Annotated in this window: 23 protein-coding genes; 11 read left to right on the top strand and 12 right to left on the bottom strand. The window is 52.0% G+C overall.

What is annotated here, in order from left to right:
- The first annotated feature begins 50 nt into the window (after window positions 1-50).
- Window positions 51-1,760 (top strand): NAD-dependent DNA ligase LigB, encoded by a 1,710-nt coding sequence (gene ligB, locus ACX1CU_RS23660; RefSeq protein ID WP_459400604.1) that lies wholly within the window; start codon window positions 51-53, stop codon window positions 1,758-1,760.
- 12 nt (window positions 1,761-1,772) lie between these two features.
- Here ligB and ACX1CU_RS23655 read toward each other — a convergent pair whose 3' ends face one another.
- The gene (locus tag ACX1CU_RS23655) at window positions 1,773-2,390 is read right to left on the bottom strand and encodes a trimeric intracellular cation channel family protein (protein WP_459400603.1); all 618 of its coding nucleotides are present in this window, start codon (window positions 2,388-2,390) and stop codon (window positions 1,773-1,775) included.
- Window positions 2,391-2,673: 283 nt separating this feature from the next.
- Here ACX1CU_RS23655 and ACX1CU_RS23650 point away from each other — a divergent pair, with 283 nt between their 5' ends.
- Complete coding sequence (locus ACX1CU_RS23650) at window positions 2,674-3,111, top strand: DUF3574 domain-containing protein (RefSeq protein WP_459400602.1); 438 nt, start codon at window positions 2,674-2,676, stop codon at window positions 3,109-3,111.
- A 44-nt stretch (window positions 3,112-3,155) separates the two neighbouring features.
- Here the strand turns inward: ACX1CU_RS23650 and ACX1CU_RS23645 are convergent, their stop codons facing one another.
- From ACX1CU_RS23645 to murQ, 3 genes are all read right to left on the bottom strand, one after another.
- Entirely contained in the window at window positions 3,156-4,340 is a 1,185-nt protein-coding gene (locus ACX1CU_RS23645; protein ID WP_459400601.1) for a NupC/NupG family nucleoside CNT transporter, read from the bottom strand.
- A gap of 112 nt (window positions 4,341-4,452) precedes the next feature.
- Window positions 4,453-5,898: a PTS N-acetylmuramic acid transporter subunit IIBC gene (gene murP / locus ACX1CU_RS23640; protein ID WP_459400600.1), complete on the bottom strand. Its 1,446-nt coding sequence runs from the start codon at window positions 5,896-5,898 to the stop codon at window positions 4,453-4,455.
- Complete coding sequence (murQ, locus tag ACX1CU_RS23635) at window positions 5,882-6,811, bottom strand: N-acetylmuramic acid 6-phosphate etherase (protein WP_459400599.1); 930 nt, start codon at window positions 6,809-6,811, stop codon at window positions 5,882-5,884. Before murQ ends, murP begins: the two co-directional genes overlap by 17 nt.
- Window positions 6,812-7,020: 209 nt before the next feature.
- Between murQ and ACX1CU_RS23630 the strand changes: the two genes are divergently transcribed.
- The gene (locus ACX1CU_RS23630; RefSeq protein WP_459400598.1) at window positions 7,021-7,884 is read left to right on the top strand and encodes an SIS domain-containing protein; all 864 of its coding nucleotides are present in this window, start codon (window positions 7,021-7,023) and stop codon (window positions 7,882-7,884) included.
- 241 nt (window positions 7,885-8,125) lie between these two features.
- Complete coding sequence (locus ACX1CU_RS23625) at window positions 8,126-8,428, top strand: hypothetical protein (protein WP_459400597.1); 303 nt, start codon at window positions 8,126-8,128, stop codon at window positions 8,426-8,428.
- A 325-nt stretch (window positions 8,429-8,753) separates the two neighbouring features.
- Here ACX1CU_RS23625 and ACX1CU_RS23620 read toward each other — a convergent pair whose 3' ends face one another.
- Window positions 8,754-9,617 carry a YicC/YloC family endoribonuclease gene (locus tag ACX1CU_RS23620; protein ID WP_459400596.1) on the bottom strand — a complete coding sequence of 288 codons (864 nt, stop codon included), beginning with the start codon at window positions 9,615-9,617 and terminating at the stop codon, window positions 8,754-8,756.
- Window positions 9,618-9,743: 126 nt separating this feature from the next.
- On the opposite strand from ACX1CU_RS23620, the gene rph reads away from it, so the two are divergent.
- Together rph and pyrE are read left to right on the top strand one after the other, a co-directional pair.
- Complete coding sequence (gene rph / locus ACX1CU_RS23615; RefSeq protein ID WP_076943943.1) at window positions 9,744-10,460, top strand: ribonuclease PH; 717 nt, start codon at window positions 9,744-9,746, stop codon at window positions 10,458-10,460.
- 93 nt (window positions 10,461-10,553) lie between these two features.
- On the top strand, window positions 10,554-11,195 hold the full coding sequence (gene pyrE, locus ACX1CU_RS23610; protein ID WP_459400595.1) for an orotate phosphoribosyltransferase: 642 nt from the start codon (window positions 10,554-10,556) through the stop codon (window positions 11,193-11,195).
- Window positions 11,196-11,256: 61 nt separating this feature from the next.
- Here pyrE and slmA read toward each other — a convergent pair whose 3' ends face one another.
- The 3 genes from slmA to coaBC form a co-directional block, all read right to left on the bottom strand.
- Entirely contained in the window at window positions 11,257-11,853 is a 597-nt protein-coding gene (gene slmA, locus ACX1CU_RS23605; protein ID WP_459400594.1) for a nucleoid occlusion factor SlmA, read from the bottom strand.
- 274 nt (window positions 11,854-12,127) lie between these two features.
- Window positions 12,128-12,586: a dUTP diphosphatase gene (gene dut / locus ACX1CU_RS23600; RefSeq protein WP_459400593.1), complete on the bottom strand. Its 459-nt coding sequence runs from the start codon at window positions 12,584-12,586 to the stop codon at window positions 12,128-12,130.
- The gene (gene coaBC, locus ACX1CU_RS23595; protein ID WP_459400592.1) at window positions 12,564-13,781 is read right to left on the bottom strand and encodes a bifunctional phosphopantothenoylcysteine decarboxylase/phosphopantothenate--cysteine ligase CoaBC; all 1,218 of its coding nucleotides are present in this window, start codon (window positions 13,779-13,781) and stop codon (window positions 12,564-12,566) included. The genes dut and coaBC overlap by 23 nt, the downstream gene beginning before the upstream one ends.
- Window positions 13,782-13,962: 181 nt before the next feature.
- Between coaBC and radC the strand changes: the two genes are divergently transcribed.
- The 4 genes from radC (at window position 13,963) to mutM (ending at window position 16,209) form a co-directional block, all read left to right on the top strand.
- Window positions 13,963-14,646, top strand: a complete 684-nt coding sequence (gene radC, locus ACX1CU_RS23590) for a RadC family protein (protein WP_459400591.1) — start codon at window positions 13,963-13,965, stop codon at window positions 14,644-14,646.
- A gap of 264 nt (window positions 14,647-14,910) precedes the next feature.
- Window positions 14,911-15,147 (top strand): 50S ribosomal protein L28, encoded by a 237-nt coding sequence (rpmB, locus tag ACX1CU_RS23585; RefSeq protein ID WP_004931195.1) that lies wholly within the window; start codon window positions 14,911-14,913, stop codon window positions 15,145-15,147.
- 11 nt (window positions 15,148-15,158) lie between these two features.
- Entirely contained in the window at window positions 15,159-15,326 is a 168-nt protein-coding gene (rpmG, locus tag ACX1CU_RS23580; RefSeq protein ID WP_004392084.1) for a 50S ribosomal protein L33, read from the top strand.
- A gap of 73 nt (window positions 15,327-15,399) precedes the next feature.
- Window positions 15,400-16,209 carry a bifunctional DNA-formamidopyrimidine glycosylase/DNA-(apurinic or apyrimidinic site) lyase gene (gene mutM / locus ACX1CU_RS23575; protein WP_459400590.1) on the top strand — a complete coding sequence of 270 codons (810 nt, stop codon included), beginning with the start codon at window positions 15,400-15,402 and terminating at the stop codon, window positions 16,207-16,209.
- A gap of 1 nt (window position 16,210) precedes the next feature.
- On the opposite strand, the gene coaD is transcribed toward mutM, so the two are convergent.
- The 3 genes from coaD to waaA form a co-directional block, all read right to left on the bottom strand.
- Window positions 16,211-16,696 (bottom strand): pantetheine-phosphate adenylyltransferase, encoded by a 486-nt coding sequence (gene coaD / locus ACX1CU_RS23570; RefSeq protein ID WP_459400589.1) that lies wholly within the window; start codon window positions 16,694-16,696, stop codon window positions 16,211-16,213.
- Between the two features lie 131 nt (window positions 16,697-16,827).
- Window positions 16,828-17,598, bottom strand: a complete 771-nt coding sequence (locus ACX1CU_RS23565; RefSeq protein WP_459400588.1) for a glycosyltransferase family 2 protein — start codon at window positions 17,596-17,598, stop codon at window positions 16,828-16,830.
- Window positions 17,599-18,876 (bottom strand): lipid IV(A) 3-deoxy-D-manno-octulosonic acid transferase, encoded by a 1,278-nt coding sequence (gene waaA / locus ACX1CU_RS23560; RefSeq protein ID WP_459400587.1) that lies wholly within the window; start codon window positions 18,874-18,876, stop codon window positions 17,599-17,601. It lies immediately after the preceding gene.
- A 123-nt stretch (window positions 18,877-18,999) separates the two neighbouring features.
- On the opposite strand from waaA, the gene ACX1CU_RS23555 reads away from it, so the two are divergent.
- Window positions 19,000-20,013, top strand: a complete 1,014-nt coding sequence (locus tag ACX1CU_RS23555) for a glycosyltransferase family 9 protein (protein ID WP_459400586.1) — start codon at window positions 19,000-19,002, stop codon at window positions 20,011-20,013.
- 33 nt (window positions 20,014-20,046) lie between these two features.
- Here ACX1CU_RS23555 and ACX1CU_RS23550 read toward each other — a convergent pair whose 3' ends face one another.
- Window positions 20,047-21,144 (bottom strand): glycosyltransferase, encoded by a 1,098-nt coding sequence (locus ACX1CU_RS23550; protein ID WP_459400585.1) that lies wholly within the window; start codon window positions 21,142-21,144, stop codon window positions 20,047-20,049.
- Between the last annotated feature and the right edge of the window lie 2 nt (window positions 21,145-21,146).

Here is a 21,146-nt window from a genome sequence, read left to right as displayed (position 1 = left end):
CTGCACCAAGGAGGTGTGCGATGTCGGGGTACAGTAATTACACAAGGATTATGCTAATAGCCGTAGGGCTGCTGTGTAGCACGGCATGGGCCCAAACCTGCCCAAGCTGGCGGCCAGAAAGATTGCAGTTGGAGATAACGGCGTTAAATAGCCAGTTAGAGCGCTGGGATGAGGCTTATTACCGTCAGGGTCGTAGCTTGGTTGATGACGAGATTTACGACAGCTTGCTGCAGCAACTGCAACATTGGCAAAATTGCGCCGGTAAGGAGCCATTGGCAGACGTCAGGCTGGTTTTACCGGAAGGTAAAACGCTGCATCCTGTTACCCAGACCGGTTTGCGCAAGCTGCCAGATCGCGTGGCCGTGGGGCAATGGATGCAAGGGCGTAGTGACCTGTGGGTTCAGCCCAAGATTGATGGCGTGGCCGTCACGTTGGTCTATCAGCAAGGAAAGCTGGTCAGCGCTATCAGCAGGGGCAACGGGGAGAAAGGTGAAGATTGGCTGGAAAAGGTCAAAGCCATTCCCGCGGTTCCCCAAGATTTGCCGAGTGCCCCCGCACAATTAGTGTTACAGGGGGAGTTGTTCCTGATGGTGAACGATCACCGCCAGCAAAGGCTTGGGGGGATCAATGCGCGGGCAAAAGCTGCCGGCATGCTGATGCGCAAGCAACTTTCCCCGGAGCTGAAACAGCTCGGCCTGTTTGTCTGGGCGTGGCCTGATGGCCCACCGAATATGGCCGAACGTTTGCAGCAGCTTACTGCGATGGGTTTTGCGTTCACCCAGCAATACTCAAAACCGGTCAATACGCTGGATGAGGTGGAGCAGTGGCGCACATCTTGGCATCGTGACCCTTTGCCATTTGTGACTGACGGTATTGTTATCCACCAAGGGTCGGTACCTGAGGGGCGTTACTGGCAAGCCAAACCTGGCGATTGGGCGGTTGCATGGAAATACCCACCGGCCCAGCAGGTAGCCAGGGTGACGAATGTAGAATTTGGCGTTGGCCGTACCGGAAAAATCACCGTGGTGTTGCTTCTGGAGCCGGTACGGATGGACGACAAATGGATCCGGCGCGTTAACGTTGGCTCGTTGTCACTATGGCAGAAATGGGATATTGCGCCGGGTGACCATATTGCCATCAGCTTGATGGGGCACGGTATTCCGCATTTTAATCGCGTGGTGTGGCGAGCGGTAGAACGACAGGTTCCCGTGGCCCCCAATCCGGAAAACTACCATCCGTTGAGCTGCTTTACGCTACAGCCCGGTTGTCGTCAGCAGTTTCTGGCTCGTCTGGTATGGCTAAGTGGCACTCACGGATTGAACATGAGCGGCCTGAATGAGGCTGGGTGGCAGTCGTTAATCGATCAGGGCTTGGTTGACGATTTGCTCGATTGGTTAGTATTAACCCCGGATCAGTTGAACGACATACCGGGCATTGGCAACAAGCGTGCGCAGTCACTCTATCAGCGGTTTCGCCAAGCGCGGCAGCAGCCCTTCGAACGCTGGCTGATCGCGCTAGGAGCACCGCTTTCACCTATTCAGGTTATCGGAGCACAAGCGCAAAACTGGCAACAAATGCAGCAGATAACGCCAGAAAATTGGCAGAAAGTGGCTGGAATTGGCGCTAAAAGAGCCGGGCAACTCCAGGCCTTTTTACAATCACCGGTCATGCTCGGGTTGGCAAAAACCTTGGCAGAGCAAGAAATCAACGGGTTCGAAACGTTATCTAATCATCCCATAATGCTGGGCCCGGCCGAATAACGTGACGCGGTATTAATGATCAGGATGCTGATAGTTAAATACCGGCAGGCCGAGGCGGAAGCGCAATGCCAGCAGGCGGGCGCTGAGGCCAACAGCCAGCGTGATAATAACCACCATGTTATGCGGCAGGCTAAGGTGTTGCAGACCGATATACAGCCAGGCAGCAGCGAAAGCGATGCCAGCATAGATTTCTTTCTGGAAAACCAGCGGGATGCGGTTACAGAACATATCGCGCAAAATGCCGCCGAATACGCCGGTAATCACCGCAGCAATGGCAGCGATGATTGGGCTATGGCCCATGTCCAGCGCCACCTGTGCCCCGATGATGGAGAAGACAATCAGCCCGATAGCGTCCAACACCAGAAACAGGCGGCGCAAATGGCGCATCAAAGGTGCCAGCCAGGTCGTCACAATCGCGGCGATAGCCACGATAACAATATATTCGGGGTGTTTGACCCAGCTCAGTGGAAAATGCCCCAGCAGCATATCGCGCACTGAACCGCCACCAATGGCGGTAGCCGAAGCAATAAAGATCACGCCAAACATATCCATTCGGCGGCGGCCAGCGGCCAGGGCTCCGGTCATGGCTTCAGCAGTGATGCCAATGATGTAAAGAACGAGCAGTAACATAGGGGGGATTCACAAGGTGGGAAATTAAGGTGCAATTGCTAGAGGGTAACGGTCGAGCAGTGAATGCGCGACTGAGTTTTTCTAAAGGATCTCACTTCGGATTACTTAATCTAATGATAGGTGAGCTTACTATACCTATTAATAAAGCCTACTTGGCACAGTATACGGTAAATGGATTAGATAATTATGGGTAATTCCAGACGGTGATTTATACTTTCTGGGCTGTTTTCTATGATATTCAGCTCTGTTCCAGAGTAACCATTTTAAGGAAAGTGAAAATAAAATGAGACACAACGTAATGCTGGCAGCGGTTGTTGCAATAGCCATGTTGTTGAACGGCTGTGTTGCGCCAGCCCAGAAGGCTACGCCGCAAAAGTCGGTACCATTTTGCAGCGTTGGCGATCCGTTGACGCAGACCACGCTCTATTTTGGCTTGAACCGCCCGGTAGGACCTGCGATTACCGCAGCGGAGTGGCAGTCTTTTGTTGATCAACAAGTGACCCCGCGTTTTAAAGAAGGGCTATCGGTATTTGATGCCAAAGGGCAATGGTTGGGTAACGATGGCAAGCTGGCGCGAGAAAACAGCAAAGCGCTGATGTTGATTCACCCATCGGGTGCGGAAAGTGAGCAGAAGATAGAAGCGCTGCGTAGCCATTATAAACAGCAGTTTATTCAGGATTCCGTGATGCGGGTTGATACGCCGGTGTGCGTGGGGTTTTGATACGTTCCCGGCTTGCTGCGCAAGCGACAAGCCGGGAACCCCATTTAGAGCACCAGCCCGGCGACCGCCGCTGAAAGCAGGCTGACCAGAGTTGAGCCATAAACCAGTTTCAGGCCGAAACGTGAAACGACGTTGCCCTGTTGCTCATTTAGGCCCTTGATGGCGCCAGCAACAATGCCGATGGAAGCAAAGTTGGCGAAGGACACCAGGAAGACCGAGAGAATACCCAATCCACGCGGGGACATTTCTGCGGCGATTTTTTTCAGTTCAATCATCGCGACAAACTCATTGGCGACCAGCTTGGTAGCCATAATACTGCCAGCCTGCAGCGCATCGCTTGCCGGGATGCCGATCAGCCAGGCCAGCGGATAGAACACGTAGCCTAGGATTTGCTGGAAGCTGATGCCAAAAATCGCCGCAAAGATGGCGTTCACCGCTGCGATGAGTGCAATAAACCCGATCAGCATAGCGGCAATAATCATGGCGATTTTGAAACCCGCCAGAATGTATTCCCCCAGCATTTCAAAGAAGCTCTGGTCTTCATGCAGTTTGTTCAGCTTCAGTTCCGGCTCATCTTCAACCTGATAGGGATTGATAATAGAAAGAATGATAAAGGTGCTGAACATGTTGAGGATTAACGCCGCTACCACGTATCGGGCGTCGATCATCACCATATAAGCGCCGACGATCGACATTGATACCGTCGACATGGCAGTGGCGGCCATGGTGTACATCCGGCGCGGGGAGATATCCGCAATAATGCCTTTGTAAGCAATAAAGTTTTCAGATTGGCCAAGTACCAAAGTGCTGACGGCGTTGAAAGACTCCAACTTACCCATGCCGTTCACTTTGGAGAGCAGCGTACCTACCGCGCGGATAATCAGCGGTAAGATACGGAAATGCTGCAAAATACCGATCAACGCAGAGATAAAGATAATCGGGCACAAAACGCCGAGGAAGATAAACGATAACCCCTCTTTGCTCATGCCACCGAAAACGAAGTCAGAGCCCTGTGCAGCAAAGGTCAACAGGGTTTCAAAGAAACTAGCCACGTGCTTAATCACACCCAGGCCGCTTTCCGAATGCAGGAAGAAATAGGCCAGAATCGCTTCAGTCACCAGAAGCTGGATAATATAGCGTGGGCGGATTTTCTTACGATCATTGCTGACCAATAACGCGAGGGCGATGATAACGACCAACGCCAAAGTAAAGTGCAGAATTTGCGACATAGACAGTCCGAACAGCATGCAGGCTAGAAAAAAGTTACTTATACCTAATTTGCAGCCGCTCGTCAGCATGAGGCTAACCGGGGGGGTAAGTCCGCCCCCGGTTATCGGGTCGTTAACTCAAATCAACATTCTTGCTGCCGAAGAACCAGGTAATAATAAAACCTGCTGTATAAGACACCAGTAGCCCGGCAACGTAGACCATGATCCCGGCATAAATGCCCTGTGCAGACGTCATCAGCGGAATAGATACAATGCCTGACGGGCCAAAGACGGTGTTGAGACCAACCGGCAATCCCAGGTACGCAATCATCCCGATGAAGAACCCACCAACGGCACCCCCGAGACAGGCGGTGATAAAAGGTTTCACTCTAGGCAACGTCACGCCATAAATCAGTGGTTCACCAATGCCAAGAATACCTGGAATGATGGCACCCTTGATCTGGGTGCGCAGCACCGAGCCTGCTTTTGCTCTGGCGAACAGCGCCATTGAAGCACCCACTTGCCCGCCGCCAGCCATGGCCAGGATCGGAAATAGCGAGTTGAAACCCTGCGCGTCCATCAAAGCGAAATAGACTGGAACAAACCCCTGATGAATACCGAACATAACCGCCAGCAGGAACAGACCTGCCAGAACGGCGCTGCCAAACGGGTTGCCATTCAGGTGTAAGAACAGCCACGACATCCCTTTAAACAGTTCCCCTCCGACCGGCATGATGACCACGAAAGTCACCGCGCCCATAATCAGCAGAGTGATGACTGAGGTCAGTATCATATCCAGATTATCGGGAATAAATTTCCGTACTGTTCGTTCGACCCAGGCTCCCATAATCGTGGCAATCAGCACGCCGATAATGCTGCCTCTAGGATCGATAGGCAGGCCAAAGAAGTTGTCGATGCCGGAGTAGTAACCCACTTTGGCATCGGGTACGTAGCCCAGTACAAACAGCGAAGCGATGATGGCTCCATTCACTCCCGTACCGCCAAAGGCTTTTTGTGCATTATGGCCGATCAGAATACTCAAGAAGGCAAACAGGCCTTTACTGAATACTTTCATATAGCCAATGGCGCTGATTAGCCAGGGGTTGGGAGACTCAACGCCGAGAACCATACTTTGTTCGAGCAGAGTCGCAATCCCCAGCAGCAGCCCTGCGGCAATAAAACCGGGGATCAGCGGGGTAAAGATGGTAGCAAACTTGCTGAAAAATTGATGGATAGCGCTGCTTTGCTTGGATTTGAGCTGCTTTTTATTCTCCGAAGCGATTGCGTTAAGATCTTTGGGCTCGTCAGCGGTGTTCTGCTCAGTACGGCTCAGCAAGGTATTCATCATTTCAGCGGCGGTTTGTGCCTTGCCGGGGCCCAGGACGATTTGCAACTGATCGTCACCTTCAATCACCCCCATCACGCCAGCCATTTTTTTCAACGCATCACGGTCTACCCGCTCTCTGTCTCTCAGGGTTAGGCGCAGCCGTGTCATGCAGTTACCGCAAATAGCAATATTATTGCTACCGCCAACATGACCCAAAATTTGTTCGATCATTGCTTCATTGATTTTCGCCATCGGATTGACGTCCTGTTCCTGATAAGACTGCGCGGATAAAACCGTTATTGTGTTTTAAAATCGTACTGGCTTCGGTGGCCGAAAGGTTGGCCAGTATCATGACGATCGCTGTTTTACAGTGGCGCCCGCATGCGTCCAAGGCTTCGGAGGCACGCTGGTGGCTGCACGCCGTTGCCTGCATGACGATGTTTACTTGCCGTTGTACCAGCTTGGCGTTGGTGGCCTCAACGTCCACCATCAGGTTGCCATAGACTTTACCGATGCGGATCATCGCGCCGGTACTCAGCATATTAAGCACCAATTTTTGTGCCGTTGCCGCCTTCATGCGTGATGAACCGGTGACTACTTCGCTCCCCACTATCGGTTCGATAGCAATATCGGCCAACTGGCTCATTTCACTGTTCTGGTTGCAGGTCAGAGCCACCACCGTTGCCCCTTGAGTGCGGGCGTAACGCATGGCCCCCATGACGTAAGGTGTGCGCCCGCTTGCCGCGATGCCGACAAGTACATCGCTGGCATTAAAATTCAGGTCACGCAGATCCTGTTCCCCTTGGGCTTCATTGTCTTCGGCGTTTTCTACCGCCTGTAAAATAGCGGGATGCCCCCCAGCAATCAGGCCGATCACCTGTTCACGTGGGGTGCCATAGGTTGGTGGACATTCGCTGGCATCTAGAATGCCCAAGCGCCCGGAAGTCCCCGCACCGCAGTAAATCAAGCGCCCGCCGTGGGTAAAGGCCGCGCTAATGGCATCCACCGCCAGCGCTACCTGTGGTAACACCAACTCTACCGCCAAAGTAACCTTTTGATCTTCGGCATTGATAACCTTAAGCATCTCCAACGTCGGTAAAGTATCAATATTTTCACTGGCCTGATTCCGACTCTCGGTAACCAGGGTAGATAAATCAATTTTCATTACTGTCTCAAAACATATCCGAATAATGTTGGAATAATTAATTCCAATGATAATCAAATCAATAGATATTTTATTTTTATGGTGATTATGTGACCGTTATCAACTTGCCATGGCCCCCTGTCTATACCCCAGGTTGTTTTTAAGTACTGGCAGCGTAAGATAGCCCGGTAGAGCCTGCTTTTTTGTTGATAATGTGAGTCACCACCGCGATGAGATACACGCAAAAGATAATTCATAACAAAGAGTTATTCACCCCCGGCGAGCGTAAGATCGCTGATTATGTGCTGGAAAACCCTGATAAACTAAAACAGCTCTCCTCACAGAGCTTGGCGATGATTCTGGGGGTTAGCCAATCCAGCATTATTAAATTTGCTCAGAAGCTGGGAATGAAAGGCTTTACCCACCTCAAAATAGCGCTAATTGAAGAGTGGGGGCAGCAGGCGTCAGAGCAGAAGCTGCATATTTCACACATTCATAATGGTATCAACAGCAATGACAGCCTGCCGGATATCGCCGAGAAGTTATTTCTGGAGAAACAGCAGGCGTTGCGCGATACCACCGACAGCCTCGATTTTGCTCAGTTACAGCAGGTGGTGTCACATATTCAGGCGGCCAAGCGTGTTCAGATTATCGGTGTGGGTGGTTCGTCGTTAATTGCCAAAGATCTCGCCTATAAGCTGATGAAGATTGGCTATTCGGTGATGAATGAGTTGGACAGCCACGTCCAAATCACGGTTGCCCAATCCCTGAGCCCAGCCGATGTGCAGATTATTATTTCATTTTCCGGCAAACGCCGGGAGATACTGATCGCGGCAGATGTCGCCAAGAAAAGGGGGGCCACGCTGATTGCCATCACTTCCTTACAGCATAATCCTCTGAGAGAGCTCGCGGACTACACGTTGGATACCATCGCCGATGAGACACGCTGGCGCAGCTCCTCGATTGCTGCCAGGACGGCGCAAAACACCATCATTGATTTGCTGTTTGTCAGCCTCATGCAGCAGAACAGTGAAGAGAGCCGCCATTTTATTCAGCAGAGCCAGACGCTGGTTGAGCAATTGAGTAATAAATAGAGGCTTGGTATGTACTTAGACTTAAATCACTCAGTGAACACCCAAGGCTAAGAATAGAAAAGCCTTAGCTATCTTTATACAATGTGACCTACATCAATGTGCAATTCTTGGAAAAATTTATCTTGTCATACGAAGCCAGCTTGGTTTACAAGTTGTTCTTCTGCTGTGAATAATTAACGCGTGCTAACGATCGTTTATTTTTCATATGTTGGCATAGAGATAAATCTAGGGGAATGTTGTTATGCCATGGAGTCATGAGATTCAACAGGCAATTACTTTGTTACAGGCATGTCAGTGTCGTAATGCGGATAATCTTCCTTGCCCAGCCAGAGGGGACGAACCTGGTGCGGTTGGCACTTGCGCAGACAAGATCATGCCATCGATTATCCTACTCAATGCTTTTGCCGATGTGCTCCCACAGCATCAAGAATTGCACCATATTGGTACGGTTCTGGAAGCTCAGGGTCTGATCCCAAAACTGGCTCAAGACGAGAGCTACAGCCAAAGTGCATTGGCGTATTTGCGTGCGCAGGTCACGTCATAAGATCAAGGGTATTTGGGTAAGGGGAGAATCAACTTATCTTATAAAGCCATTTGATTGGGCATTAGTGTGTAGTATTGCTTATGGTCAGTGTTAATAGAGAAGTCTTTTATTATTCACACTGTTAAGATGGAAAAGATATTATTTAATATGATTTTTAAAGAATAGAGTTGCTTGAAAACGTCTAATTCAATATTGATTTAGTGGCGTAGTTGGTACACATTTTGGTATACGTGGGCTCTGTGCTTTATTGATTCCTTATGCTAGCTCATGACAAAAAAGCCCGCTGTTATACGGGCTGTCTGGTTTTTTTCAGCTTACTGAATGTTTATTCAATGTTCTGAATTTGCTCACGCATCTGCTCGATCAACACCTTCAGCTCAATGGCAGAAGTGGTGACATCGGCATTAATGGATTTTGAGGCCAGCGTGTTCGATTCGCGATTGAACTCCTGCATCATAAAGTCGAGGCGGCGGCCAACGGCTTCTTTCTTTTTCAGGATGTTGTGCGTTTCTTTCACGTGCGCTTCCAGGCGATCCAGCTCTTCTGCCACGTCAATACGCTGCGCCATCAGCACCAGTTCCTGCTCCAGGCGGGTATTTTCTAACTGAACCTGTGCTTCTTCCAGCTTGCTGACCAGGCGCTCACGCTGCCATTGCAGGACATTTGGCATCTGTGCACGCACTTTGAGTACTTCAGCGCTCACGCCGTCAAGGCGTTGTTCGATCATGGCTTTCAGCGCAGTACCTTCGCTTTCGCGCGCGGTAATAAAGTCATCCAGCGCGCCTTCCAGCGCCTGCATCAATTGCGCACTGATGGTATCCAGATCCTGTTCCTGAGCGGACATAACGCCCGGCCAGCGCAGTACGTCGATAGGGTTGATTTCCCCTTCGTCGCTTTGCATTTTGACCCAGTTAGCGGCTTCGACCAGCTGTTTAGCCAGTTTTTCATTCAAAATAAGCGAACTTTGCGCGCTGGGATCGAGTTCGAAACGCAGGTTACATTCCACTTTGCCGCGCGTCAGGCGGCCACGGATACGCTCACGGATCACCGGCTCAAGGCTGCGGAACTGCTCTGGCAGGCGGATGTAGGTTTCTAAGTAGCGTTGGTTAACGGAACGCAGCTCCCAAGCTGCGCTGCCCCATTCACCCTTGATTTCACGCCGGGCGTAGGCGGTCATGCTGCGGATCATTGATGCGTACCCGTAATAGGAAAAGATGAAACGATTATAGCGTTGCACCTGCGGCCAAGATAGGCATAACGTCACGAAGCCCGTATAATGCGCAGCCAAACGTTGATTAGAAGCCGGAGAGAGCCCATGCGTCCTGCAGGCAGAGCACCACAACAAGTTCGCCCCCTGACATTGACCCGTCACTATACGAAACACGCTGAAGGTTCAGTGCTGGTTGAGTTTGGCGATACCAAAGTTTTGTGCACCGCCACGGTTGAAGAAGGCGTTCCGCGCTTCCTGAAAGGCCAGGGTCAGGGTTGGATCACCGCAGAATACGGTATGCTGCCGCGTTCTACCCACAGCCGTAATGCCCGCGAAGCCGCCAAAGGCAAACAGGGTGGCCGCACGCTGGAAATCCAGCGCCTGATCGCTCGTTCGCTGCGTGCGGCAGTCGATCTGAAAAAACTCGGCGAGTTCACTATTACCTTGGACTGCGACGTGTTGCAGGCTGACGGCGGCACTCGTACCGCGTCTATTTCTGGTGCCTGTGTGGCATTGGCCGATGCGCTTAATGCGCTGGTGGCCGCTGGCAAGCTGAAGGCTAATCCGATGAAAGGGTTGGTGGCTGCGGTTTCGGTGGGCATCGTTAACGGCGAAGCGTTGTGCGATCTGGAATACGTTGAAGATTCCGCCGCAGAAACTGATATGAACGTAGTGATGATGGAGGATGGCCGCATGATCGAGGTGCAAGGCACTGCTGAGGGCGAACCGTTCAGCCATGATGAGCTGCTGGCGTTGCTGGCACTGGCCCGAGGGGGCATCGAAACCATTTTCCAAGCGCAGAAAGCGGCGCTGGCAGATTGATTTTTGAAGGCGACGGAGAAGTCGCCTTTTTTACGCCCGGTGATCGGGCGGCAGTAGAACAGACGTAACAGAACCAGACGAGGAGATGCAGTAATGAAAGCCTATCAGCGCCAGTTTATCGAGTTTGCGCTTAACAAACAGGTATTGAAGTTCGGTGAATTCACCCTGAAATCCGGCCGTGTCAGCCCATATTTCTTCAATGCCGGCTTGTTTAACACCGGGCGTGATCTTGCGCTGTTAGGGCGTTTCTATGCAGAAGCATTGGTTGATTCCGGCATTGATTTTGATCTGCTGTTCGGCCCAGCCTATAAAGGGATCCCGATTGCCACCACCACGGCGGTGGCGTTGGCGGAACATCATGAGCGTGATGTGCCGTATTGCTTCAACCGTAAGGAAGCCAAAGATCATGGCGAAGGTGGCCTGCTGGTGGGCAGTCCATTACAGGGGCGTGTGATGTTGGTGGATGATGTGATTACGGCGGGCACGGCAATCCGCGAATCAATGGAAGTCATCAGTGCCAATAACGCTACACTGGCGGGGGTGCTGATTTCTCTCGATCGTCAGGAGCGTGGCCGTGCCGATGTGTCTGCGATTCAGGAAGTTGAGCGTGATTATCACTGCAAAGTGATCTCCATTATTACCCTGAAAGATTTGATTGCGTATCTGGAAGAGAAACCAGAAATGGCGAGCCATTTGGCGGCAGTGCGGGCGTATCGCGAACAATACGGCGTTTAACATGATAACGCCGGGCATAAACCCGGCGTTATCATTATCTTTCACGCTGCAATAGTAGCGATTATTGCAGTTGTGACGCCAATAGTGGCCAGCGTGCATCGAAATCCTGCGTCGGGCGGTAGCGGAATTCGGAGCGGATATAGCGCGACAGCATACCTTCGCAGAAGGCCAGCAATTGGCTGGCCAGCAGTGTTTCGTCCATGACAAAACCTTTGCCTTCGCGCAGTTTCCGTTCTTTCAGTACCTGGCGTAGCTGTGCCTCGATACGTTCAAACAACTGGTTGATTCTGCCCTGTAGGCGATCCTGTTCAAACATCAATGCGTGCCCGGTCATGATGCGTGTCAGCCCCGGATTGCGCTCAGCAAACCCCAATATCAGCAACAGAATCAGGCGCAGGCGGTTGAACGTCTCTTTCTCATCCTGCAAGATCAGGTTGATGCGTGATATCAGGCTGTCTTCAATGAACTCGATCAGGCTGTCAAACATCCGTGTCTTGCTGGGAAAATGCCGGTAAAGGGCAGCCTCAGAGACACCAACGTTTGCGGCAAGCTTTGCTGTGGTAATACGCTGGCTGCCGTCGCTGGATTCCAGCATCTGGGCTAACGCCTGCAGTATTTCCTCGCGCCGATTCCTTTTCGTATTTTCTTTCTCTGCCATGTTTGATTAGACCTTTGCTAAAACGGTTATACCCCTTTGTTTTGCAATCCATTGGGTATAGATTCTCAAGAACCCAAACACTGACCGCGGCAGAGCAAACTCCAGGCGGCTTATGTCATCGTTTTTTATGGTGTTTGGGCCAATGGTCTGTTCAACCATTATTCTCTACGCGATCGGGTGCGCGGTACTTTCATTGCCGAACAAACCTTGCCATAAAGATTTCCTTCTCTCTGACGCGGCATGTCGGCTTCGGCTATCACATCACGGGCTGAACTTAGTGGCGGCCAGAGTGGCCAAAACCACCGGCACCGCGTTCGCTGCTGTCGAATTCGGTCACCAGATTGAATTCGGCCTGCACGACCGGTACAAACACCATCTGTGCGATGCGTTCACCCGGTTCAATGGTGAAGGTTTTTTGGCCACGGTTCCATACGGAGACCATCAACTGGCCTTGATAATCGGAATCGATCAGCCCTACCAGGTTACCCAGCACTATGCCGTGTTTATGCCCCAACCCGGAACGTGGCAGGATCACCGCCGCCAGATCGGTATCGGCGATATGAATGGCCAGGCCGGTAGGCAGCAAGGTAGTTTCACCTGGAGCCAGTTCAACCGCGCTATCCAGGCAGGCCCGCAGATCCAGGCCGGCAGAGCCAGGGGTGGCGTAGGTTGGTAAAGGGAAATCCTGACCGATACGCGGGTCGAGGATCTTAACGTCGATTTTTTTCATCATAACGGCTGACTATCTCGTCTAGTAAACGTTGGCCAAGGAGTGCCTTGTCGCTGTGCGGAAGGCGCTTTTCTCCATCCTGCCAAAAAAGATGCAGGGCATTGGTATCACTGTTGAAACCGTGCTCTGCAAGCGATACATCGTTAGCGCAGATTAAATCCAGTTTCTTCCGCGCCAGTTTTTGTCGCGCGTATTCTTCCACATTCTGGGTTTCGGCCGCAAACCCGACAACAAACGGACGATTTTTGTTCATCGCGGCCACACCTGCGACGATATCGGGGTTTTTTATCATCTTGAGAGTGATTTCATCACCCTGTTTTTTGATTTTTTCATCGGCAATCTGTTCTGCGCGGTAATCCGCCACGGCGGCACAGGCGATAAAAATGCTCTGCTGCGCGGCATGCTGCTGCACCACCTGTTCCATCTCCAGAGCACTGATGACATCTATACGCGTCACCTTGGGCGGCGTCGATAGGCTAACCGGCCCGGCAACCAACGTTACCTGCGCACCGCGAGCCGCCGCCGCATGTGCGATGGCAAAACCCATCTTGCCGGAGCTGTGATTGCTGATAAAACGCACGGGATCCAGCGCTTCACGCGTGGGGCCTGCGGTGATCATAAGCTTTAAATGTTGCAGATCCTGTGACGCGGAGAAATAACCGTTAGCCAGTTCGACGATGTCCAGCGGATCCAGCATACGGCCAGGCCCGACGTCACCGCAGGCCTGGCTGCCGCTGTCTGGCCCCCATAGCAACATACCACGCGTTTGCAGGGTGTGCAGATTGGCCTGCGTAGCTGCGGCACGGTACATCTGCTGGTTCATGGCCGGCGCTGCGGCGATCGGTGCAGCAGTTGCCAGGCAGACCGTGGTCAGCAGATCGTTAGCCATACCGGCGGCAACGCGTGCCAGCAGATCGGCTGTGGCCGGTGCCAGAATCACCAGATCGGCCCATTTGCCTAATTCAATATGGCCCATGGCGGCTTCTGCTGCGGGATCCAGCAGATCGTCAGAAACTGGATAGCCGGAAACGGCCTGCAATGTGAGCGGGGTGATAAAGGCTTTTGCTGCAGAAGTCATGACGACCCGCACCTCGGCGCCCCTGTCGCGCAGGCGGCGTACCAGCTCAGGGCATTTATAGGCAGCAATGCCGCCGCTGATGCCAAGCACAATATGTTTGCCGGAAAGTCCCGTCATCATGATTGTCCGATTGAAAACCGAAAGATGCAGCATTTTAGCATAACCGTTGACGAGGTGAGCGATTCTGCTGTGTATGCAGCCAGTTACATTCCGGTTTGCGCAATACTTCGCAATGTTATCAATCACCTGTCGCGATCCAGAATGCCTCATGGCATGCTCGGTTGATTGCAGGGAGGTAGTGATGAGCAGCCAGGATATGTCGTTATGGCCGGGAGAGTTGGCCCCGAGAGAGAAATTGATGCGCGATGGTGCGGCGGCGTTGTCAGACGTGGAACTGCTGGCGATCTTTCTGCGTACCGGTTTGCCCGGTATTCACGTTTTACAGCGGGCAGAACAGTTACTGGCTCATTTTGGTTCGCTGTACCATTTGATTTCGGCAGATTATGCGCAATTCTCCAGTCAGAAAGGGTTGGGAAATGCCACCTATGCCCAGTTGCAGGCCATTTCGGAATTGGCTTTGCGGCTGTTTTCTGGCCCGCATTTGTTGGAAAACGCCTTGCTGAATCCGAAAGTAACCCAGCATTATCTGCACAGTTTGCTGGTTCACCATGAGCGCGAGGTGTTTTTAGTATTGTTTTTGGACAATCAGCACCGGGTTATTCGCCATCAGGAGATGTTTGCTGGTACCATCAGCAGCGTCGTCGTACACCCAAGAGAAATTGTGCGTGAAGCGTTGAAGGCTAATGCAGCCGCCATCATTCTGGCGCATAATCACCCTTCGGGTAAGGCTGAACCCAGCCACGCCGACCGTTTGATAACCGAGCAAGTGGTCAATGCCTGCCGGTTATTGGAGATCCGAGTGCTCGATCATTTGGTTATAGGCCGGGGTGAATGCGTCTCTTTTGCCGAGCGCGGATGGCTTTAAGCCATTTTTTCGCGATCCTTGAGGGATCTTTAGCTGTTCGGGACTTGAGCACTTACGCTTCAGAGCGTATACTACGCCACCTTTGAGAATCTTGGGTTTGGCGTTAAGAGCCTATCTCAGCAGGTTTCTAACCTGATGTGTAGTTTCTGACCTGATGACGAGAGTCTCCTCAGTGTGAAGTTTGCTGAGATGGGCTCTAAAAGCCTGACGAGGCGGCCATACCCTATACGAAGCTCGAGCTGATTTGATTTTTGGAGAATAGACATGTCCCGAGTCTGCCAAGTTACTGGCAAGCGCCCGGTGAGCGGTAACAACCGTTCCCACGCAATGAACGCGACCAAACGCCGTTTTCTGCCGAACCTGCACTCACACCGTTTTTGGGTTGAGGCTGAGAAGCGCTTTGTAACTCTGCGTGTATCTGCTAAAGGTATGCGTGTTATTGATAAGAAGGGTATTGAGACGGTCTTGGCCGATCTGCGTGCCCGTGGTGAGAAGTATTAAGGAACTGAATCATGGCTAAAGGTGTTCGCGAGAAGATCAAGCTGGTTTCTTCTGCTGGTACTGGTCACTTCTATACCACCACGAAGAACAAGCGTACTAAGCCGGAAAAATTGGAACTGAAGAAATTCGATCCAGTTGTCCGTCAACACGTGATCTACAAAGAAGCTAAAATTAAGTAATTTTAGTGGATTAATAAAAACCCGGCTAAGGCCGGGTTTTTTGTTATATGAGGTGTACGAAAGGGAGCGCAGCATGCCTGAATTACCAGAAGTCGAAACCAGCCGCCGCGGCATTGAACCTTATCTTGTCGGCCATAACATCCAGTATGCAGTAGTGCGTAATGCCCGTCTGCGCTGGCCCGTCTCCGAGCAGATCCTGATGCTGAGCGATCGGCCGGTGCGCAGCGTGCAACGCCGTGCCAAGTATCTGCTGATCGAGCTGGATTACGGCTGGATTATCGTCCACTTGGGGATGTCTGGCAGCTTGCGCATGCTGGCGGAAGAAACCGAAGCTGGCAAGCATGACCACGTCGATCTGGTGATGAGCAACGGCATGATCCTGCGCTATACCGATCCTCGCCGTTTCGGTGCCTGGCTGTGGTGCGAAGATCTGGCAACGAGCAACGTGCTGACTCATCTCGGCCCAGAACCGCTGAGCGAGGCGTTTGATGGCAACTATCTGTATGAAAAATCGCGTAATAAACGCACGCTGATAAAACCCTGGCTGATGGACAACAAGTTAGTGGTGGGCGTAGGGAATATCTATGCCAGCGAATCGCTGTTTACCGCCGGGATCCTGCCCGATCGTCAGGCAAGTTCACTGAGTCATGCGGAGGCGGATTTGCTGGTGGCCACCATCAAGGCAGTCTTGTTGCGTTCTATTGAACAGGGAGGCACTACGCTGCGTGATTTTCTGCAATCAGACGGAAAACCTGGCTATTTTGCGCAGGAACTGCAGGTTTATGGCCGGGCAGGCGAGCCTTGCCGCGTATGCGGAACCCCGATTGAAAGCGCCAAGCACGGGCAGCGCAGCACCTTTTTTTGCCGCTGCTGCCAGCACTGATTTACTCTGCGGCGAGCTTTTCCATCAATGCCTTGGTGACGACATCCGGTAGGAACGGTGCGATGTCGCCGCCATGGCGTGCCACTTCCTTCACCAGGGTAGAAGAGATAAACGACCACTCTTCGGACGGCATCAGGAACACGCTTTCAAGCGTTGGCATCAGATGGCGGTTCATATTCGCCAACTGCAATTCATATTCGAAATCAGACACCGCTCGCAGCCCACGAACCAGAATGTTAGCGTTTTGATGAGCGGCAAAGTGTGCCATCAACTCGCTGAAACCGAGCACTTCCACATTATCCAGATGCGAGGTTACCTGCGTAGCCAGTGCCACGCGTTCTTCTAGCGTAAACAGGGGCTTTTTGCTTGAGCTGGCGGCAATGGCCAGAATCACATGGTCAAACATCAATGAGGCGCGGGTCACTAAATCCAGATGGCCGTTGGTCATCGGATCGAACGTTCCTGGGTAGATGGCTTTAGTGGTCATGATTCACTTCTCTGAATAAACCCTTCATCCTTAAAGATGTGGGGGTGTTGGCTGCCTTCACTCACCCCAGTTACTTACTTGTGTAAGCTCCTGGGGATTCACTCAGTTGCCGCCTACCCACATCTCGAAGGCTATAAGGTTGTGTTACGATCCAATGCCCACAATGCGGCATATTTATTGAAGGTATATTGCGCGTTGACCACGGCTAACAGCAAGCCCTGTTTACCATCAAGGAAACCGGCACGTAGCAGCCAGGTTTTGCAGAAAGCGCCCACCGTGTGAGTGAAAATAGACAGAAAACCGCAGCGTTTACCGGCCTGATGGCGTTGAATGGCCCATTGCTCGGCGTAATGTAGCTGCTTGCGCTGGAAAGCAAAAAAATCGCGGCAGGTCAGATGCAGCAGATCGCCCTTTAGCGGCATCACTTTTGCGCCGTTGGTATTGAGGGATTCATGCACCAGGTCGTCATTGTAACGGTAGCGCTGATTAGCATAAAGACGGTTGACCCGATCCGGATACCAGCCGCTGTGGCGCATAAAGCGGCCCAGAAACAGATTGCGGCGGCCAAGACTATAGACCACGCTGTCGTCTGCGGCTGCCAGCGCCTGTTCGATTGATTGGCGTAACTCCGGCGTCACGCGTTCATCGGCATCGATCATCAGAACGTAATCTTTAGTGGCATAGCTTTGCGCTTGCTGCCGCTGTTTGCCGAAGCCCTGCCAGTCGGTATGGGTAAAAACTTTGGCGCCCAGGCTCTCGGCTAGGGCGACGGAACCGTCTTGGCTGCCGGAATCAAGCATGATGATTTCATCCGCCCAGGCCACCGATTGCAGGCATTCAGGCAGCAGATCGGCTTCATCTTTAGCAATCATCACCACCGACAGGCTTTTACGATCGCTCATCTAGTGGCTCCGCGGCGGCAAGTAGGGCTCCAGCAATTGCAACAGACGCTGCAGCGCTCCCTGATTCTGATACAGCACTTCAACCGCATGGCGGCCGTGGTAACGGCGATAGTCTTCGTCCGTCAGCAGCGTTGTTACTTCCTTCACCAGAGAATCCACATCGGTGACGGCAATCAGCCCGCCAGCCTGCGAGAGCTTGGCACAGATATCTTTGAAGTTGAAGATATGCGGGCCCATCAGCACCGGGATAGCATGCGCTGCCGCTTCCAGCGGATTATGCCCACCGCGCGCCACCAGGCTGCCGCCGACAAAAGCCAGATCGGCAATACCGTACAGCAACATCAATTCACCCATGGTATCGCCGATCACCACCTGCGTACTGCTGGAGGGAATTTCGCCGCTACTGCGGGTGGTGTAACTGAAGCCTGATTTCTGTGTCAACTCTTTGGCGGTGAGGAAGCGTTCCGGATGGCGTGGCACCAGAATCAGCAGCAGGTCAGGGTGCTTTTCCAGCAGTTTGCGATGCGCTTCCAGCAGAATGGCCTCTTCACCTTCGTGGGTACTGGTGGCGATCCACACCGGGCGGCGCGGCGCCCATTGGCGGCGCAGCGTTACCGCGCGTACCGCCAATTCTGGCGTAACGGAAATATCGAATTTCAGGCTGCCGGTCACGGTGAGCTGTGAACGTTTCAGGCCCAGTTCGATAAAGCGTTCCCCGTCTTCTTCATTCTGCGCTGCGATCAGAGTAATGCGGCGCAGGATATCGCGAATGAATCCGCTGATTTTCTTATAACCAGCGGCTGAACGGACAGAAAGACGGGCATTGGCAATCACCAGTGGAATTTGGCGTTGATGCAGCGCATTAATCAGATTTGGCCAGAGTTCGGTTTCCATAATGATCACCAGCTTCGGATTCACCTGGTCGAGAAAACGGCGCATAGAACCGGGCAGATCATAAGGCAGATAAACATGATGCACGTCGTTACCGAAAGCAGATTGCACACGCTCGGAACCCGTCGGCGTCATTGTGGTCACAGTAATCGGTAAATAAGGGTAGCGATGGCGTAGTGCGCGCACGAGCGGAATAGCTGCCAGCGTTTCGCCGACAGAAACGGAATGCAGCATAATACCGCCCGGCACCACTTTACCGGCGCAGAAGCCATAGCGTTCTGCCCAGCGTTTACGGTAGGCTGGTGCTTTGCGGCTGCGCAACAGTAAGCGAAGCCAGATCAGGGGTTGGATAAGGTAGAGTAGTACCTGATATAAACGGAGCAGCATTCTATCAATTTCATTTATATGGGTTATCCAGAATAGTATCATAACCGCAAGGGAAAGGCGCTAATTTGGTAACCTGGGGCTAAGGTTGGAACAACAGGCGAGAGTTTCGCCGAAAGGCTTGGAATGAAGAATATTTTAATTATTCGCCGCGACAACATTGGCGATCTTGTTTGTACCACTCCATTGATTGAAGCGGTGAAAATTGCTTATCCAGAAGCCAAAATTTATTTGTTGATCAACAAAGCTTGCCAAGATGTGGTGAAAAATAACCCAAACATCGAAAAAGTGTTTGTTTATAAAAAAGCAAAACACAAGGCAAAGAGTGAAACTACGCTGGGCGTCTATTTTGAGCGCTTAATGGTATTTTTGCAGCTGCGTAAAATAAATTTTGATGCGGCGATCCTGGCTAACCCTGTTCCTTGTAAATATAGCCTGCGGCTGGCAAAGATGGCTGGAGTGAAACACATTATTGGCGCTGATTTAGGTAAACCTGAAATCACTCATGCTTTTCGTAAGGAAGATTTTCATGGCAAGCATCAGGTTGAATATGCCTTCAGTTATCTTTCTGCCATCACCGATAAAACCATCCCTATTCCGCCCGTGCGTGTTTATCTCAGTGAGGATGAACGCCAGGCCGCTGCCCAACGTTTAAAGACCCTGCTGCCGGTGAGTTCGCATATCTGTGCGGTGCATTTCAGCAATCGAAGAGAAAAGAGCACATGGCCTTTGGAGCGTTATGCCGAGATCATCCGCCGTTTGACGGCTGATCCACAAACCTCAGTGCTGATTTTTTGGTCGCCGCAGGGAACCTTGGCCCCAGATGATATCGGCGATCAGCGGCGCGCTGAACAACTGTTGGAGCAGTGCCAGAATGGGCGTGTTGCACTCTATCCCACGGCCTCGTTACGTGAGCTGTTAGCCGCGTTCGATCTCTGCGATCTGGTGTTATGCAGCGATGGTGGTCAGATGCATTTGGCTGCGGCGCTGAATAAAAACCAAGTGGTATTTTTTGGTGAGACGAGCCAGGAAGAGTGGCACCCGTGGTCAGGGAAATACCAGATATTACAGGCGGAATCGGGTGATTGTAGTGATATTCCTGTCGAAGAAGTGTGGCGTAGTATTGAAGCAATGAAATAATCTCTGATGGCAGGGGATGCCCTGCCATTTTAGTTATTTCTTTAATGCCAAATACTGTTGGCAAATAGGTTGTAAGCCGTAGCTTAACAACTGCTGGCGATTAATTTCTGGTGGCCGAGCATAAATTTCTGCCATTTTCTCCGCCAGTGATTTTTCATTTAATTCCGCCAGGGCATGACTCATTCCCGCATTTTCCAGAATTTCCTCAGGCCCGCCAGGGCAGCGAGTACTCACCACCGGGGTATCGCACAGCAATGCTTCAACCAGTACGTTACCGAAGCCCTCGCTATCTGAACTGAGTACCAGCATCGTTGCGTGTTTGATCAAGGGATAAGGGTTAGCCTGAAAGCCGAGAAACAGCACACGCTCGGCAATATTCAATTCAGTGGCCAATTTCCTGATGACATTAATATGCTGTTCATCGCCCGTCCCAACCAAAGCCAGCGGAGCTTGGATGCCGGAAAGCGCATAGGCTTTCAGCAGGCGATCGTGACGTTTATGCGGATGAAAACGGCCTACGTGGATCAGATAATCTTGGCCCGCCAGTTCGCAGGGTTCCGCCGCCTGTTGTGCGATCGCATCAATATCGAACGGATTGTTAATCACGGCCAACTGCTTGGGCTGAATCGACAGGTTTTGCCGCAGGTCACTCCCCACCGCTTGCGAGACGGCAACGATATTTTGTTCCTGATAAACACGGGCAACCTTACGCTTTTTCAGCCAGCGATCCAGACCGGTACGGTGACCCAGGTAGGACGTCGATAGAATACCGTGAATACAGAACCACAGCTGTTCGGAAGAAAGCACTTTGCTGTGGCTGACGATACGGTCGGTTTTATGCAGGTTTGAGAACACCAGTTCGTAACGGCCGTTCTGCTGCTCGTTGGCGGCGATCGCCTGGTCCAGCATGTTGGCACGGCGCGTAAGTTCTGTCAGTTTCCGCCAGGGTTTGCGGCAGTTATCCGCCACCACCTGATAATCGATGCCGTCAGGGATCGGGTAATTACACACGTCACGCAGTGAAATCAGGCTGACGTCATGCCCCATTTGCTGCATGCCTTGGCTCAGTGTCAGTACTACTTTCTCTGCGCCGCCACCGGGTAAACCGTCGATAATCATCAGGATACGCATAA

This window comes from Serratia sp. D1N4, from assembly GCF_054552755.1.
The sequence above is the reverse complement of the archived record's forward strand: the minus strand, read 5'-3'. Positions and strand labels throughout refer to the sequence as shown.

Bases quoted from the DNA above. Each gene is read 5' to 3' on its own strand.
- ligB (WP_459400604.1), top strand. From the start codon at position 51: ATGCTAATAGCCGTAGGGCTGCTGTGTAGCACGGCATGGGCCCAAACC.
- ACX1CU_RS23655 (WP_459400603.1), bottom strand. From the start codon at position 2,390: ATGTTACTGCTCGTTCTTTACATCATTGGCATCACTGCTGAAGCCATG.
- ACX1CU_RS23650 (WP_459400602.1), top strand. From the start codon at position 2,674: ATGAGACACAACGTAATGCTGGCAGCGGTTGTTGCAATAGCCATGTTG.
- ACX1CU_RS23645 (WP_459400601.1), bottom strand. From the start codon at position 4,340: ATGTCGCAAATTCTGCACTTTACTTTGGCGTTGGTCGTTATCATCGCC.
- murP (WP_459400600.1), bottom strand. From the start codon at position 5,898: ATGGCGAAAATCAATGAAGCAATGATCGAACAAATTTTGGGTCATGTT.
- murQ (WP_459400599.1), bottom strand. From the start codon at position 6,811: ATGAAAATTGATTTATCTACCCTGGTTACCGAGAGTCGGAATCAGGCC.
- ACX1CU_RS23630 (WP_459400598.1), top strand. From the start codon at position 7,021: ATGAGATACACGCAAAAGATAATTCATAACAAAGAGTTATTCACCCCC.
- ACX1CU_RS23625 (WP_459400597.1), top strand. From the start codon at position 8,126: ATGCCATGGAGTCATGAGATTCAACAGGCAATTACTTTGTTACAGGCA.
- ACX1CU_RS23620 (WP_459400596.1), bottom strand. From the start codon at position 9,617: ATGATCCGCAGCATGACCGCCTACGCCCGGCGTGAAATCAAGGGTGAA.
- rph (WP_076943943.1), top strand. From the start codon at position 9,744: ATGCGTCCTGCAGGCAGAGCACCACAACAAGTTCGCCCCCTGACATTG.
- pyrE (WP_459400595.1), top strand. From the start codon at position 10,554: ATGAAAGCCTATCAGCGCCAGTTTATCGAGTTTGCGCTTAACAAACAG.
- slmA (WP_459400594.1), bottom strand. From the start codon at position 11,853: ATGGCAGAGAAAGAAAATACGAAAAGGAATCGGCGCGAGGAAATACTG.
- dut (WP_459400593.1), bottom strand. From the start codon at position 12,586: ATGATGAAAAAAATCGACGTTAAGATCCTCGACCCGCGTATCGGTCAG.
- coaBC (WP_459400592.1), bottom strand. From the start codon at position 13,781: ATGATGACGGGACTTTCCGGCAAACATATTGTGCTTGGCATCAGCGGC.
- radC (WP_459400591.1), top strand. From the start codon at position 13,963: ATGAGCAGCCAGGATATGTCGTTATGGCCGGGAGAGTTGGCCCCGAGA.
- rpmB (WP_004931195.1), top strand. From the start codon at position 14,911: ATGTCCCGAGTCTGCCAAGTTACTGGCAAGCGCCCGGTGAGCGGTAAC.
- rpmG (WP_004392084.1), top strand. From the start codon at position 15,159: ATGGCTAAAGGTGTTCGCGAGAAGATCAAGCTGGTTTCTTCTGCTGGT.
- mutM (WP_459400590.1), top strand. From the start codon at position 15,400: ATGCCTGAATTACCAGAAGTCGAAACCAGCCGCCGCGGCATTGAACCT.
- coaD (WP_459400589.1), bottom strand. From the start codon at position 16,696: ATGACCACTAAAGCCATCTACCCAGGAACGTTCGATCCGATGACCAAC.
- ACX1CU_RS23565 (WP_459400588.1), bottom strand. From the start codon at position 17,598: ATGAGCGATCGTAAAAGCCTGTCGGTGGTGATGATTGCTAAAGATGAA.
- waaA (WP_459400587.1), bottom strand. From the start codon at position 18,876: ATGCTGCTCCGTTTATATCAGGTACTACTCTACCTTATCCAACCCCTG.
- ACX1CU_RS23555 (WP_459400586.1), top strand. From the start codon at position 19,000: ATGAAGAATATTTTAATTATTCGCCGCGACAACATTGGCGATCTTGTT.
- ACX1CU_RS23550 (WP_459400585.1), bottom strand. From the start codon at position 21,144: ATGCGTATCCTGATGATTATCGACGGTTTACCCGGTGGCGGCGCAGAG.